Origin of the sequence: Bacillus sp. 220_BSPC (genome assembly GCF_001054655.1) — a bacterium.
Lineage (GTDB): Bacteria > Bacillota > Bacilli > Bacillales > DSM-1321 > Peribacillus > Peribacillus frigoritolerans.
On sequence record NZ_JVPL01000103.1, the window covers coordinates 1 to 16,015 of the forward strand.

A 16,015-nucleotide genomic window follows, 5' to 3' on the forward strand; every position below is an offset into this window, starting at 1 on the left:
AAAAAACCTCCAGCATCAGGATTTGAGTCATAATATCTCTTCGGGAAATATCCAACTTCTATATTCAATTTTCCTCCCCCGTAGTTCCAATGTATTCATTTATTAAAGGATGATAATCTTAACTCTTTATAAGTAACATCTGTCTTGAAAAGACAATTTTCTACTATATTTTGATGACAGCTTTTTAAATGGTACTCAGCCATGTTCCTTGACCTTTTTCCCTTTCTTCAAATGATACACGATTGTAGTGCCGAAAATCAGTAAAATAAAGGCAAAAAAGATCGCAGGCGGGATTTCGATCCCAGCAACTGCCATTAACATTTTTATAGCAATGAATCCGATAAGGACATAAGCGGCAGTTTCCAATTCCGGAACCTTATCTATCAATTTTAGAAATACTCCGGCCACTCCCCGCATCATCAAGACACCAATCATTCCGCCTGTCAAAAGGACCCAGACTTTTTCACTCACCCCGAAAGCGGCCAAGACACTATCGACTGAAAACGCTATATCCATCAATTCCACTGCCGCAACCGTTCCCCAAAAAGTACCAAACATACGGATCAGTATGCTGTTTTTACTCATTCCCTGGATATCTTCGTCGATCCCAGCTTGTTTTTTTCTTTTATCCCTAAAGTATTTAAACGAGAGCCAACCAAGGTAGGCGGCTCCAATCACCTTCACCCACCAAAGCTTTATGAGGAAAACACCGATTCCAATCGCTATAAATCTAAAAGCATAAGCACCTAACAAACCGTAAAATAATGCTTTTTTCCGTTGTTTTTCCGGAAGGTGCCTCACCATTACAGCTAATACCAGTGCGTTATCCGCTGATAGCAATCCTTCCATTAAGACGAGCGTCCCGATCAACCCCCAGCTCACAGGGTCGGATAAAACCTCCACCCACATATGCCAGTCAAAAAATTGAGCATACGTTTGCACGATGTTATTTAGCAACTCTGACATGATAAAGACTCCTCTGTTCCTATAACAGCAAAATTAGAAAACCTTTTAAAATAACATTGTTCCCAGTTATGAAAAAAACTTTACTTTAAGTTTAAACACAAAATAAATACGTTGCAGGACAACGTATCATTCGATGCTTATTATCGTTTCATTTAATCATACTCTTCCACTTAAATAAAATCAACGAACCCAACCACTATGAGAGCTTTTGTTTACTCGTCCACTCTGGAGGCGTATTTTTATCCCAATATATTTTCCCTATATTATAATGGGTGGCAAATGAATCATGATAGGTATGATAGTGAAAATCGAACCAATGTCCCTCCAGTGGTGGATTTTCCTGCCTGACATGGAATCTGATGATATCCTTGCCGCTGTTTGAATCATAAATATGGAATATTTTCTCGGCCCTGCCGGCACTCGGCTGCTCAGTGATGGTCAATTGCTGTAATTTTTCATCTGGAAATTGTGTAGCCATTTCTGTAATGGCTTCTTCCATTTTTGGTAATATGACCATTTTGAACTCATCGCCAATTTTTGGATTGATCTTATCGCCAAATTTCATAAATGCGTTTTCCTCTGCCTTATTCAGGATGTCCGATAAAAACTCCTCCCGGTTGAATACCTCTTCAAGTTCAGTCGAATCCTGCGAAGGAAGATAAGCTAATCCCTCTTCCTCCACTAAGCCTTTTTTAGTATCCTTTAACGAATCGGCTTCCGCTAACCACGCCAGATCTGAAGGAGTAACAAGACCAAACGTCAAAACGGATACTAAAATGACGAGACTTTTCCTGAACCATACCGCTGCTTTCAACTCACACTCCCCCTTCTTTTTTGTATTGTCTTTATATTTAGTATACTTTTATTTTTTGGTAATTACGAATATATAGTTACCCATGTTTTAAAAATAAAAAAAAAGGATAAATACCTATATAACGTTTATGAACTCGAACTTTTTAATAAATATCAATAAATTTACATTTAAATGAAGGATTTTGACGATTTTTGGAGAAATTAATTAGATTCAAGTCTTTTTAAGGAGGGGTCTTATATGGCTTCGACTGCCATGGTGGCTTTATGTCTTGTAACATTAGCATTTTTCGTATATTTATCATTTGCTGATTAAGAATAAATGAATACCTACGAAAAATCTCCTTGTCATTTTTCTACAATGACAAGGTTTTCTTTTCACTCAAACATAAGTTTACCTTTTTGGCAGATAAAAGGACTGAATAATGGAGGAATCATTTTGGAAAACAACAATGAAAAGATAAAAGATAAGGATTACAAAAGGGAAACTGCGAAAGGGAGCGCCGGAATGGTCGTTACAGCTCACCCTGTAGCAACTTCCATAGGGGAAAAAATATTACGTGAAGGTGGAAATGCTGTCGATGCGGCCGTCGCCATCCAATTTGCCCTAAATGTTGTTGAACCAATGATGACTGGTATCGGCGGAAGTGGTTTTCTTATGGTATATAATGCAAAAGATAAGAAAACGAAAATATACGACGGCCATGTAAGGGCACCTAAAGCCGCACATCGAGACATGTTTCTTGATGAAAAAGGGGAAGTCATCCCTTTTAAAGAGAGATCTATCAAAGCAACAGCGGTTGGCATTCCTGGAATACTGAAAGCTATGGATGAAGCACTCGCCGAAAATGGCAGCAAGCCATTGGCTGAACTTATCGAGCCTTCCATTGAATTTGCTGAAAAAGGAGTTCCAGTCAATTGGGTTCTATGCGATGCTCTTAAAAACTTTGAATATCGATTGGGCGATGAAGCGCGTAAGTTCTTCATACCAAACGGAAAACCCTATCAGGATGGCGATTTGCTGATTAAAGAAAAATTGGCGAATACCTATCGGATATTACAACGTGAAGGAATTTCCGCTTTTTATGAAGGTGAAATCGGGGAGGGCATCATTTCCTGCATACAAGAACTTGGAGGGTTCATGGAGCTTTCTGATCTAAAGGACTATAAAGCTACTATCGATGTACCAATGTATGGGACTTATAAGGATTATTTAATTGCTTCATCATATGCGCCAAGTGCCGGCGGATTCACGGTCATCCAAATCCTGAAAATTTTGGAAAGCTTCCAAATCGAACAATATGACGCCCGTTCTTGGGAAAAATATTATTTAATCGCAGAAGCGATGCGTCTGGCATTTACAGATAAAAAAGCATTTCTCGCTGATCCCGAATTTGCCGAATTGCCATTGGCGGGTCTCATGAATGATGAGTATATAGCTAAACGCCGCTCATTCATTAATTTCAAGTCGAGAAATAATGCCATTGACTTCGGAAACCCTTGGATTTATGATTCCGTGAAGCAAAGGGAAGTCATTCCTCAGCCTAATGAAGAAGAGATCAGTGAAACGACGCACTTCACTGTCCGTGACAGATGGGGTAATATCGCAGCATGCACTTCTACAGTGGAACATCCATTCGGATCAGGCATCATGGTTTCCGACTATGGTTTCATGCTGAATAACGAACTGACTGATTTTGATTCCATTCCAGGCGGCATGAATGAAGTGCAGCCCAATAAACGCCCAGTCAGCTGTAAAAGTCCGACCATCATCTTTAAAGAAGGCGAGCCAATCTTGACGTTAGGGTCACCAGGAGGACCAACCATCATCAGTTCAGTCGTACAAACGATCATTAATGTACTCGATTTAAAAATGGATTTGAAAGCAGCCATCGAAGAACCTAGAATTTTCACTCCGATGGGACCTCATATTGAATGGGAGCCTGGAATGGATATGACTAGCAAAGGCCACTTGGAAGCAATGGGCTTCGCCTTTAATGAAGTTCCCCACTCAATAGGGAATGTACAAGCGATTCAAATCAACCCTGATGGCTCGAACTATGGTGCTGCCGATTCAAGCCGGGAAGGCTGTGCCATGGGTCTGGAAGAAACAGATTATAAATCGTGATCACTGGATGGAAATGAAGCCAAAATGGAATTTGGATGTTTTTCTTTTTATTACCTCAAATCCATATTCCTCAAAGCGGGAGCTGCGGTAATGGTCTTTCAACACGACTCTCTTGCGCGCAACCCGCATGGCTTCTTTCATTATTTCAACCGATAGATCCTTACCATCCGCAAAATGAGTCAGTCCCCTGATACCATTCGATTCCTGAATCGTTTCTTCAAACATGGGATCGAAATATACGACATCAAAATGATTATCCGGCAATGTTTTCAATATTTCGTAATGGTCACCCTGCCTGACCTCTATTCTTCTCATCGCAGAAATCATTTTTTCTTCTGCATCCTCCCATGTTTTCATTCCACGGTCCACGAGCAAGGCCAAATATTGATTTCCTTCCAATCCGACAACCTGTCCATGTTCACCCACTGCGAAACTTGCGACAATTGCATCAGAGCCCAATCCCAAGGTGCAATCAAGCACAGCGTTCCCTTCATTTATATCTCCGGCAATGAGAAATGGATCACTCTCTCCGCGCATTATTCTTTTTATACGGATCATCGCCAGGTTCGGATGAAAAAAGAATGGTTCTTTTTCCTGGTATCGAAATAACTCCATCCGCTTTTTACCAAAAACAAGGCAATCATCTTCATTATGTTCCGCTTGGATATCTCTCACCGATCGTTTTCTTCTTGCTATAAAGGGGATTTGCAATTCTTCAGCTAACCTTTTGGCTAATATCATCGTTTCTTTATCGGCTCTTCCTACTGTTGTGACAAACATGAATCCTACCCCTTCATACTCTCTTGAAATTTGAAAAGAATGCCCTGTTTCCAGGACATTCCGCTTCATCACTTATTTACTTACTGAACGCTGCCAATAAATTTTCCATGATGGCTTCCATTGGCTGTCCTTCTATATCATGGCGAGGAATGAAATGTACGACCTCTTTGCCCTTTAAAAGAGCCATGGATGGTGAAGAAGGTTCTATTCCATCGAAGTATTCGCGCATTTTAGCTGTCGCTTCCTTATCTTGGCCTGCAAATACAGTTACCAAATGATCTGGCTTATTGTCCGCTTGGAGTACGGCTTGAGTAGCAGCTGGACGGGCTAACCCGGCAGCACAGCCGCAAACTGAATTCACGACCACAAGTGTCGTACCTTCCACCGATTCCATAAAGTTTTCAACCGCTTCAGCGGATTCCAGCTCATTAAAACCTGCCTGCACCAGTTCCGCACGCATTGGTTTCACCATTTGTTTCATATATTCATCATATGCCATCGACATAAAAAAACCTCCTTGGTTACAATTCTTCAATTAGTATAATGATACTATATTCTTCAGTGCATATGCAAAAATGACGCTTAAAGCTTTGTAAAATTTCATTTTTCTTCACAAAGAAACATGGTGACAGAATCCAGTTTCCTTCTGCCACCATGTTTTAGTCTTCCCTTTAAACTTAAACTTTCATCACTCCGCCTGAACTGGCATTCGTCACAAGTTTGGAATACCGTGCTAAATAGCCAGTCCTAACCTTTGACTCGAAGCCTTTCCAGTTGGCTTTGCGTTTTTCGAATTCTTCATCGGAAATTTCCAATTGGATTTTACGATTATTCAAATCCAATTCGATGATATCTCCATCTTCAACAAAGGCGATCGGGCCTCCCTCAGCTGCTTCGGGGGATATATGACCAATGCTGATGCCTCGGGATGCTCCTGAAAAGCGGCCATCAGTGATCAAACCGACTTTCGCTCCAAGTCCCCTCCCGACGATTTGGGAAGTGGGTGCCAACATTTCCGGCATTCCCGGCCCACCTTTAGGCCCTTCGTAACGAATGACCACTACATCCCCTTCTTTAACCTTTCCGGTAATGATTCCGGAAAGTGCATCTTCCTGGGAATCGAAACAAATGGCCGGACCCCTGTGATAGCCACCAACTGATGCGTCAACGGCGCCCACTTTTACGATGGAGCCTTGAGGAGCAAGGTTACCGAACAATACCGCAAGCCCGCCACGCTCAGAATGCGGATTATCCAATGGATGGATTACATCCTTGTCCAATATTTCACAACCGGCAACATTTTCGCGGAGCGTCTTACCTGAGACAGAAAGGCAATCTCCATTAAACGCACCTGGTTTTTTGAGTAACTCATTAATGACGGCACTTACACCACCGGCATTATGTACATCTTCAATATGGTAATCGGATGCCGGTGCAATTTTCGCTAGATGCGGTACGCGGTTAGCTATTTCATTTATGCGTTCCATCGGATATTCAAAACCTGCTTCATGTGCCAATGCAAGCGTATGAAGCACGGTGTTCGTCGAACCGCCCATCGCCATATCCAAGGCAAATGCGTTATCAATTGCATCAATCGTCACGATATCACGAGGCTTGATATCCTGTTTGATTATCTCCATCAACTGTTTAGCGGATTTCTTAACGAATTCCTTACGTTCTTCGGCTACCGCCAAAATCGTTCCATTTCCCGGTAGCGCAAGTCCCAATCCTTCAGCCAGGCAGTTCATGGAGTTTGCTGTGAACATTCCTGAACAAGAACCGCAAGTAGGGCATGCAACTTGCTCGATCTCCTGCAAATCCTCTTCATTGATATTACCTGCTTGATAAGCACCCACCCCTTCAAAAACGGATGTTAATGAAAGAGATTTACCATTTTTATCTTTACCTGCTTTCATGGGTCCGCCGCTTACGAATATCGTAGGAATATTGACACGAAGTGCTCCCATCATCATTCCAGGCGTTATCTTGTCACAGTTTGGAATGCACACCATACCGTCAAACCAATGTGCCGATACAACAGTTTCCACGGAATCTGCGATGATTTCACGGCTTGGCAAGGAATAGCGCATACCAATATGACCCATTGCAATTCCATCGTCTACCCCGATCGTATTAAATTCGAAAGGAACACCGCCCGCTTCGCGAATCGCTTCCTTCACTATTTTTCCGAATTCCTGAAGGTGTACATGACCTGGAACGATATCGATGTATGAATTACAAACCGCGATGAACGGTTTACCGAAATCTTCTTCTTTAACCCCTGCTGCCCGCAACAGACTTCTATGTGGAGCTCGATCGACCCCTTTTGTAATCATGTCACTTCTCATATTTGATGTAGACATTTGTTGTACCCCCAATTTCCGCTAAATGTTTAATGATTCAGAATAATATAATTTTTAGTATACTCTAAAAATTCTAACATATTTATAGACAAATGCAACCATTCTTCACTAAATATCTACAAAAATCATTTTACTAAAATAATAGAGTTCCAATTTATAGATTCGATCTCAGGTGAACCCCTTTCAAACGATTGGAAATGATCCTAAAAAAATAAAAAGGCATGCGGATTATATCAGCCGCATGCCTTTTTCCTGGGTCATTTCAAATCACTTGTCATTCGCTTGTCTTGATTCTGTCATTTGCTTCCAAACCGAACCTTTTGCTTCTTCGCCATTTTCTATACGGTCTATGGCCATCTTGACCTGCAGTGCCACTTCGAATTCAGGATCCTGTTCCGCTTGTTTAAGATAAGGGAGGGTCGTTTCATTTCCCACTTCGTATAAAAACATCGCGGCCCGCCATCTAACCAATTTATTTTTATCCGAAAGTGATTGAGACATTTCTCCCATCGCTTCTTCAAAGCCAAGATCTGATAAACAATCACCAGCCGTACGTCTTACGGCCGCGCTTTTATCTTTCAAGGCTTTATACAAGCTCGGAAGCACTTTTCTATCTTCAATCATACCCAAGTATACTACCGCGAGCCTTCGAATGGAGACTTTACTGTCGGAGAGTGCCATATCCAATACTGGAATATCATCAACCGTAGGATCTTCCATTTGTTCTAAAGCCTGATAACGCTTTTCCCAGCTTTCATCATTCAGCATTTCTGCAGTCAGTTTAATTTTTGGACGTTTCAAAATTGCTTCCTTCGTATCGACCATTTCTTTTGCGGCTGCAACTAGCCGATTAATTCGATCTTCCGGATAAGCTGCGATCAGTTCATCCGATACTTCCTTCACGATATCTTCCATATCACCATATCTTACGCCATAATCCTTCCATTTTCGAAGCAGGACTACATTATCATCTTCTTTTTGGGCAGCGGCAATGCCCTTTATGAAATATTCCGGTAAGGCAAAACGTTTTTCGTGTTGACTATCACTTGCTTTAATTTGCATCGGAATGCCCTTGAATTGTTGAATGGCAACAGTTACTTCACCGTAATGTTCATTTAATGCCGCTTGTTGATTTTGTTCCTCGGTTTTTTCACCAAAAACCTGACGGATTTGGACCAAGATATCTTTCCAATCATATTTCGCGTTTCGCTCAACGGCTAAGAAGTCCGCAACATGATATACCCCTTTCACTCCCTCGATCGTAAATAAATCCCTTATCAGCTTGGGTGCCTGGTCAGCTTGATCTTTCTTATAATTATTGCTTTTACCAGCTAATAGCTCTTCTGTTAAATTGATTTTCATTGTATTCGGACTTGGTGTAGGTTCTATCGACTTAATTTTCAATGCATTTCTCTCCTTTTACAAGACGTTTCCATGTACTAGATATTATCACATCGGCAACAGATTCTCATGCAATTGAGATTGGCAAAAAAAAGACTGATCCAAGTTTACTTCCTTGGACCAGTCACCACGCTCATTCTTCTTCCAATTTTTCCGCTAAATACGCCCATCTTTCCATCAAATGGTCTAATTTATCCGTTAGTTCCTTTTCTTCTTCAAGAAGCAGTCGGACTTTTTCAAAATCGCTTCCCGCTGCTGACATTTCTGATGTAATGTCTTTCAAGCGCTGCTCGGCCCGCTCCATGTTCCCTTCTATCTCTTCCCATTCCTTACTTTCCGCATAGGTTAGTTTTTTCTTTTTCTTTTCGGTCCGGTTCATCTGTGGCTCTGGTGCTTTTACTGGCACAGCCTCTTCCGTCTTGTCTTCCAAGAACTCTGAATAAGAGCCGTAATAGAAGTCAATGTCACCTTTATTCTTGAAAACAAGAAGCTGGTGGCACGTTTTATCCAAGAAATACCTATCATGTGATACAGTAATGACTACACCTGAAAATGTTTCTAAATAATCCTCAAGAACGGTCAAGGTTTGCGTGTCCAAATCATTCGTCGGTTCATCCAAAAGCAGGACATTAGGTGCCGACATCAATATGTTAAGGAGATATAATCGCCTTTTCTCCCCACCGGACAGCTTACGAATTGGCGTCCCATGCGATCCCATTGGAAATAAGAACCTTTCAAGCATCTGCGCAGCCGATATGAAACTACCATCTTTAAGGGCGATTGAATCCGCCGTTTCCCGAATATACTCTATCATGCGCAAATTCTCATCCATATCGACGCTTTCTTGCGTATAGTATCCTATTTTCACGGTTTGCCCTTTTTCCAGGTTTCCTTCATCTATGGATTCCCTACCTGCCAGGATATTCAACAAGGTTGACTTTCCGCTGCCATTATTACCGACGATCCCAATTCGATCACCTGGTTTGAAGAGGAAGGAAAAATGGTTGATGATGGTTCGATCACCGAAGGATTTAGATACATCCTGCATCTCAAGTACTTTTTTCCCAAGACGGGCACCGCTTAATTCCATTTCCAGGTTCTCGGTTTTCTGCTTATCCTTTACACCTGATTCCAATGTTTCGAAGCGTTGGATCCTGGCCTTTTGTTTCGTGGTCCGAGCCTTTGCACCTTTACGGATCCAGGCCAGTTCTTTTTTGAATAGACTTTCCTTTTTCGTTCTTTCAGCCGATTCATTCTCTTCACGAATGGCCTTTGATTCTAAATAATCCGCATAGTTTCCTTTGTATTCGAAAAGCTGGGTCTGGGCAATTTCCCAAATCTTATTGGAAACACGATCAAGGAAATATCGATCATGGGTTACAAATAAAACGGATTTTTGATATTTACCTAAATATTCTTCAAGCCAAGTGATGCTTTCAAAATCGAGATGGTTCGTAGGCTCATCCAAAATCAATAAATCAGGGGTCTCAATCAAGGTTTTTGCAAGGGCCGCACGTTTTTTTTGGCCGCCTGACAGTTCCCCCAGTCTCCTTGAATGATCAGGAAGACCAAGCTTGGTCAGTATCGTTCTGGCATTGGCACTTGTATCCCAGGCGCCTAGCGTGTCCATATCCTGCTGCTGTTTTAACAAACGGTCCTGTATTGCGCTATTCTGCGGGTCTACTTGAAGTTGAATGAGCGTCTTTTCATACTCTTTAATCAACGAAAATACAGGTGTTGAACTTTCATACATATATTCCATGATCGTCAATTTCTCATCAAAATGCGGATCTTGGGACAGATAGGAAATCGTATAATCATTGGGATGATCCTTCGTTCCTAAATCACTGTCTTCCAGCCCTGCGATGATATTCAATAATGTCGATTTACCGGTACCGTTTATCCCAACGATCCCGATTTTTTCCCCTTCGGTAATGGAAAAAGAGACATCTTTAAAAAGCAGCTTTTCCCCTTGGGTTTTCATTACATGTTCCATGCTAAAAACTTTCATAATCGTACATCCCATTCCTTATTAAATTCCTCTAAAAATCCTACCATATATTCATGCCTTTCACTAGCAATCTTCTTGGCTGTACAAGTATTAAGCATATCTTGCAAGCGCAATAATTTTTCATGAAAGTGATGAATGGAAGAGCTTTTGCCATTCCTGTATTCCTTCTTGGTCATGTTTTCCCTAATGGGCAATGAAGGATCATACATAAGCTGTCCCTTCTTACCGCCAAATGCAAATGTCCTGGCTATGCCTATGGCACCAATAGCATCCAAGCGGTCCGCATCCTGAACAATTTCAGCCTCTATCGAAGGTAGCCTCAACTGCCCTGCACTAAATGAAATTGTATGGATGATCTGTTTAATGGCATCAACACTATCAATATCCAACTTTATTTCATCAAACCAAGCATCAAGCTTTTTCCAGCCCCCATCGGCTTCCTGGTTTAGTTTATCATCAGGGATATCATGAAGCAGAGCCGCCATTTCAATGATGAACTCATTTCCTTCTCGTTCTTCTTTTGCAATATGTAAAGCCAGCTTACGAACACGATCGATATGGAACCAATCATGGCCGCTGGCATCAGAATTCAGTTGGTCATATACATACTTCTCCGTTAACTCAATCATCGTTTGTTTCATTTCACCACTCCATGTCCTTTCTATTTTACCATGGTTCTCAATAATGGTGTGCTTTAATCTTCATTGAACCAACTGAGCCCAATCGTCTGTTCACCGGTATGCACCCCGATGGCGCTCCCCAGTGGGGATACATGGGTCAACACATGAGGGAATTCTTCGGAAATCCTCTTTTTCCATTTTTGTGCCTGCTCCGACACTCCACCATATAATATGGTGCATTCTTTTACTTTTCCCGCTTCGACTGATCTGTGAAAATCAGTGAAGATCTGTTTTTCCGCTTTTTTAAGGTTCCGAGGTTTAGATTTAGTATGGAGCACACCATTTTCGATTGAAATGATGGGTTTAAAGCTCAATAGGCTTCCTAGAATATACTGTGCGTTTGTTAACCTGCCGCTGCGATGCAGCTGATCTAAAGAGCCTATCATTACATAGGTCTCATGGTTATCCGCATACATTCTCGTTTTGACGAATGCTTCATTGATGGAATCGCCATTCTCAATATAATGCATGAGCCGTTTCAAGATTAATAGCATTGGAAAGGAAATAAGTAAAGTATCAAAAACGTCAACAGGGATCGTAACCATTTGTGCAGCTTGCCTGCTCGCAGAAACCGTCCCGCTCAATTCACTGGAAAGATGTACGGCTATGATTCGATCATAGCGTTTTTCAAGCTCCTTATATAATTCCTGGAATCGGCCGACCGAGGGCTGTGACGTGGTGGCTGTGATTTTTTCCTCACCCATCCGCCGGTATAATTCCTCAGGTAATAGGTCGACGCCATCTTCATATTCCTTCCCATCGATGATGACGACCATCGGAACGACGTATACATGTTCATTCAATGATAATTCTTCATCTAAAGTTCCCGTACTATCTGTTACCCATGCAATTCGTTCCATGGTTTCCCCCCTCATTTGTGTCTTCTATTATATTCAATATCCCAACCATCTGTCCCCTTTTAAAAACGGATGCATGCAATAAATATCTTCCCTCAAAAAAAGAGCCCAACTGAAACTTTCCGTTGGACTCGATTTCATACTTCATATTAATTTTTTTATATCTTCTTCCATTTCCAGAGGTTTTGTTTTAGGTGCAAACCGGCTGACGATATTTCCATTACGATCAATCAAGAACTTTGTAAAATTCCATTTTATCGATTTGGACCCCATCACTCCAGGAGCATTTTCAGTCAGATAGCTGAATAAGGGGTGGGCTTCCTTTCCTTTGACATTCACTTTTGCGAACATCGGGAATGTTACACCATGATTCAATTTGCAGTATGAATCGATTTCCAGATCATCACCAGGCTCCTGATTCAAAAACTGATTACACGGAAAACCAAGCACGACTACCCCATCCTCTTTATATTGCACATACAGACTTTGCAAATCATCATACTGTGGCGAAAAACCGCATTTGCTTGCGGTATTCACTATAATCATCACTTTCCCTTTATATTCCTCAAGCGAGATGGTTTCGCCATTGATTTTATTGACTTCAAATTCGTAAATGGACATGTATGATCTCTCCCTTTAGTATGATGATTCATTTTACCGTATTTAAAGGTAGGTTTACCAACTTTAATCCTTTTCCTATCATCCCGGAATCTTCACTGCTTGTATGGATTGAATCAAATACTCTACCATGTCTTCCAAATCATCCATTTGCTCTTCTCTTACAAGCCTTCCAAATGAAATTTTATATATAGAAGAAGTAATGGTTTGCTTTTTTTTACTGACCGTTTCACTGGTCGTCACTGAAATGATTCTCTGATCTCCCCAAATTTTTTCCAGATCATTCAACAATTGTTCAGCATTCACTTCATCAAGCTTTTTAGGAAAAGAAATGAATATATTGACCGTGCAGCCTGAATGCGTATCATCAATGGCTGCATCGAGTAACTCCGAACTTAGGTTATGTAGGGAAGCGTGTAGCTCAATGGCACCGCTAATCGAAATGGGCGCGATTGGGTTTTTCAATTCCATCTCGATCTTATATGATCTGGACATGGTTGAGAGATTCACTATATCATCTCGGTTTATGACCAATATATCCCCAATGAAGTCACGATCGTAAACCGCTCCTTCCAATACCACTTTCATGTTTTCAAATGCTGTAGGATCAAACAATCTCCAAACACCTCTCCAACTTCATAGTTAATGTTTTCCGATCTTCCCATTTTACCATTCCCAGGCCATTTCCTTCGGGATTTACAAGAAATTATTAAAATAGCTTTTCTATTCAATAATTTTCTATATAATTAAAATATTATGATTTTTGAAGAAGGAGGCTAATCATGCCAATCAGAATTCCGGAACAACTGCCAGCAAGGGAAATTTTAGAACAGGAAAATATCTTCGTAATGGATGAGGAAAGAGCTACCAATCAGGAAATCCGTCCATTGAATATATTAATTTTAAACCTAATGCCAGAGAAAGAAAAAACGGAGGCCCAGTTACTGCGCTTTCTTGGCAATACTCCCATTCAAGTAAATATATCATTCCTGCGCTTAAGCACACATGAATCAAAGAACACAAGTAAATTTCATTTAGATCAATTTTACAAATCATTCAATGATATTCGCACGAAGAAATATGACGGCTTGATCATTACAGGCGCTCCAGTGGAAAAGCTGGAATTTTCAGACGTTAATTATTGGGAAGAACTCCAGAGCATCATGAACTGGTCAAGTGAAAATGTCACATCCACCCTACATATCTGTTGGGGGGCACAAGCTGCCCTGTACCATCATTATGGAATAGGCAAATACGAACTTCCAGAGAAATGCTTCGGGGTATACACTCATGAGGTCCTTGAACCGAATGAAAATCTAGTCCGCGGATTCGATGATTATTTTATGGCCCCTCATTCACGCTATACGGATATTGACTATCAAAAATTAGTTAACCATCCTGAATTGAAGGTTCTCGCACAGTCCGATCAAGCTGGTGTATTGATGGCTGCTTCAGTTGATGGAAAAAGAATTATGGTTACCGGCCATTTCGAGTATGATGCCGATACCCTTGGTGAAGAATACAAGCGCGATAGGGAACGCGGGATCAATACTCAACTCCCTGAAAATTACTTTCCTGATAACGATCCGACCAGGATACCTCTTCACCGCTGGAAGAGCCATTGCAGCCTGATGTTCTCGAATTGGCTGAATTATTATGTCTACCAATCAACCCCTTATGAGTGGGATTGAAAGGGTAAGAAAAAAGAAGCTTTCACTTTGAAATGAATCGCTTTTTTATGGCAGACACATCCGATCATCATGGGAAACAACCTGAGTAGCTGACTCAGGTTGTTTGTTTCATGATTCCTTATTACCGAAATATACCTCTTCAAAAGGTTGGACCACCACAAATCCTTGTCCTTCGAATTTCATTTGAACGGATTCGCCGCTTCCCCTTCCAAAAAACGACTTCAATGAAACATCCGTTACGAATTCAGGCTGCAATTCCCCTGACCAAGCTACTGTGGCATTCGGGTCGGTATAAACCGGATTTTCAGGTTCCACCATTAAAGTAAGAGGCTCATAATGGGAAGTGAATGCGACCATGCCTCTCCCCTCGAGCCTTACGTTGAACAATCCGCCCGCCAATAACCCGGCAATGCGCCGCATCATTTTTATATCCCATGAAATCCCCGGCTCAAATGCGAGTAAATCATTTCCGTTAACACAGATCGATTCACCATTTAACTGTAAAATGGAAATCTTCTTCCCTTGATCCGCGACGTATAGCTTGCCGCTTCCGGTCGCTTTCATCAGGGATGCACCCTCACCGGTTAAGGCTTTTTTAAAGAGTTTACCAAAACCATGCTCCAAAATACCTTCCCGCTCGAATTTAATGTTGCCGCGATAAGAAACCATCGTTCCCATTTTTGCCCAAATCTGCTTTACCAAATTAATCTCCAGAATTCGTTCCGTTTCAAGTTCAAATAAACCTTGCCCTTTATCCTGCTGTTTCGTCTTTTCAACAAATTGATCGATTTGATACTTCTCCATCACTGCCCTACCTCTTTTTGAAGGAGGAAAAGCCACATGAACGATACAGCTTGCTTTAATTCCTTTGAAAAATGTCCGAGCTTTGTATAGTCCACCCCTCTCTTTGCTACGCCGGTATCAGCCACTGCCTTCCATCCCGTTTCTAAAGCCATTTTTTCAAATTCCCACGGCTGCATGGTATTCATGATGACTTTATCTCCTAATAACCGGTGGAAGCTGAATTTTTTTCGTGGCTCAGCTGTTGGACCAAGTATTCCAAAACAGACATAACCTCCAGGCTTAATTACCCGTTGAATTTCCTTCATCACCGTTAAAGGTTCACCCGTATATTCCAAAGAATTAATGACCATTGCCGCATCCATTTCTTCATCTTCGAAGGGAAGGTTATAAAAATCCCCTTGCAGGAAAGAAAGTCCTGGTTGTTGAGCGGTTTTCCCCTTTGCAAATTCAATCATCACATTGGATAAATCAACTCCAGTTACTTTAAATCCCGCTTCGGCCAATTTCAAGGAACCAACTCCATCTCCACAGCCTATGTCAGCCACCCTCACTCCCGAAGGTACATATTCAGAAAAGAAGGGAATGATGTTTTTCCGACTCCCCGTTTCCCACATTTCTTGCGAATTCTTCGCCCACATAGGTGCAAAAACATCCCATTCCTTTTCCGACTCTTTATGCCATGTATGTATATTCATAAGAAATTCACCCTCCCATTTAACCCCTAATCAATAAGTTACTGAAAAACACAAAAACACTTCGTTTTCCCGAATTAAAATACCGGGGCCTCTTTATAGCTATTCTGTTCATAATCAAAAAATCCTCTTTTAAAACGTCACTCCCCTGTACAACTTATTGGACGTTGATTTCCACTCCAGGCACTCGCTTTCCGCGGGCGGTCCGGGAGCC

At 41.4% G+C, this 16,015-nt stretch carries 15 protein-coding genes; 2 read left to right on the forward strand and 13 right to left on the reverse strand.

Annotated elements, in window-relative coordinates:
- Positions 1–195: 195 nt before the first annotated feature.
- The gene (locus ADA55_RS06740; RefSeq protein WP_048681001.1) at positions 196–966 is read right to left on the reverse strand and encodes a TerC family protein; all 771 of its coding nucleotides are present in this window, start codon (positions 964–966) and stop codon (positions 196–198) included.
- Positions 967–1,162: 196 nt separating this feature from the next.
- The gene (locus ADA55_RS06745; protein ID WP_048681006.1) at positions 1,163–1,780 is read right to left on the reverse strand and encodes a YpjP family protein; all 618 of its coding nucleotides are present in this window, start codon (positions 1,778–1,780) and stop codon (positions 1,163–1,165) included.
- Between the two features lie 435 nt (positions 1,781–2,215).
- Here ADA55_RS06745 and ggt point away from each other — a divergent pair, with 435 nt between their 5' ends.
- Positions 2,216–3,904, forward strand: a complete 1,689-nt coding sequence (ggt, locus tag ADA55_RS06750; RefSeq protein ID WP_226990428.1) for a gamma-glutamyltransferase — start codon at positions 2,216–2,218, stop codon at positions 3,902–3,904.
- Here ggt and ADA55_RS06755 read toward each other — a convergent pair whose 3' ends face one another.
- The 9 genes from ADA55_RS06755 to ADA55_RS06795 all read right to left on the reverse strand — a co-directional run bounded on the left by ADA55_RS06755 (position 3,905) and on the right by ADA55_RS06795 (position 13,229).
- Entirely contained in the window at positions 3,905–4,684 is a 780-nt protein-coding gene (locus ADA55_RS06755; RefSeq protein ID WP_048681009.1) for a class I SAM-dependent methyltransferase, read from the reverse strand.
- A 76-nt stretch (positions 4,685–4,760) separates the two neighbouring features.
- On the reverse strand, positions 4,761–5,189 hold the full coding sequence (locus ADA55_RS06760) for a BrxA/BrxB family bacilliredoxin (RefSeq protein WP_048681014.1): 429 nt from the start codon (positions 5,187–5,189) through the stop codon (positions 4,761–4,763).
- Positions 5,190–5,361: 172 nt separating this feature from the next.
- On the reverse strand, positions 5,362–7,047 hold the full coding sequence (gene ilvD, locus ADA55_RS06765; RefSeq protein ID WP_396020428.1) for a dihydroxy-acid dehydratase: 1,686 nt from the start codon (positions 7,045–7,047) through the stop codon (positions 5,362–5,364).
- 267 nt (positions 7,048–7,314) lie between these two features.
- Positions 7,315–8,451, reverse strand: coding sequence for a conserved virulence factor C family protein (locus tag ADA55_RS06770; protein WP_048681019.1), 1,137 nt, complete (start codon positions 8,449–8,451; stop codon positions 7,315–7,317).
- A gap of 130 nt (positions 8,452–8,581) precedes the next feature.
- Positions 8,582–10,459, reverse strand: a complete 1,878-nt coding sequence (locus ADA55_RS06775) for an ABC-F family ATP-binding cassette domain-containing protein (RefSeq protein WP_048681024.1) — start codon at positions 10,457–10,459, stop codon at positions 8,582–8,584.
- Positions 10,456–11,100 (reverse strand): HD domain-containing protein, encoded by a 645-nt coding sequence (locus ADA55_RS06780; protein ID WP_048681027.1) that lies wholly within the window; start codon positions 11,098–11,100, stop codon positions 10,456–10,458. Before ADA55_RS06780 ends, ADA55_RS06775 begins: the two co-directional genes overlap by 4 nt.
- A gap of 53 nt (positions 11,101–11,153) precedes the next feature.
- The gene (locus ADA55_RS06785) at positions 11,154–11,999 is read right to left on the reverse strand and encodes a DegV family protein (protein ID WP_048681030.1); all 846 of its coding nucleotides are present in this window, start codon (positions 11,997–11,999) and stop codon (positions 11,154–11,156) included.
- 141 nt (positions 12,000–12,140) lie between these two features.
- Positions 12,141–12,617 (reverse strand): glutathione peroxidase, encoded by a 477-nt coding sequence (locus ADA55_RS06790; protein WP_034307586.1) that lies wholly within the window; start codon positions 12,615–12,617, stop codon positions 12,141–12,143.
- Positions 12,618–12,695: 78 nt separating this feature from the next.
- A complete protein-coding gene (locus ADA55_RS06795) occupies positions 12,696–13,229 on the reverse strand; it encodes a hypothetical protein (protein ID WP_048681034.1) in 534 nt (177 codons plus the stop codon).
- Positions 13,230–13,396: 167 nt separating this feature from the next.
- Between ADA55_RS06795 and metA the strand changes: the two genes are divergently transcribed.
- The gene (gene metA, locus ADA55_RS06800) at positions 13,397–14,305 is read left to right on the forward strand and encodes a homoserine O-acetyltransferase MetA (protein ID WP_034307589.1); all 909 of its coding nucleotides are present in this window, start codon (positions 13,397–13,399) and stop codon (positions 14,303–14,305) included.
- Positions 14,306–14,413: 108 nt separating this feature from the next.
- Here metA and ADA55_RS06805 read toward each other — a convergent pair whose 3' ends face one another.
- Entirely contained in the window at positions 14,414–15,109 is a 696-nt protein-coding gene (locus ADA55_RS06805) for an AIM24 family protein (protein WP_048681037.1), read from the reverse strand.
- Positions 15,109–15,804: a class I SAM-dependent methyltransferase gene (locus ADA55_RS06810; RefSeq protein ID WP_048681040.1), complete on the reverse strand. Its 696-nt coding sequence runs from the start codon at positions 15,802–15,804 to the stop codon at positions 15,109–15,111. The genes ADA55_RS06805 and ADA55_RS06810 overlap by 1 nt, the downstream gene beginning before the upstream one ends.
- Positions 15,805–16,015: the final 211 nt, after the last annotated feature.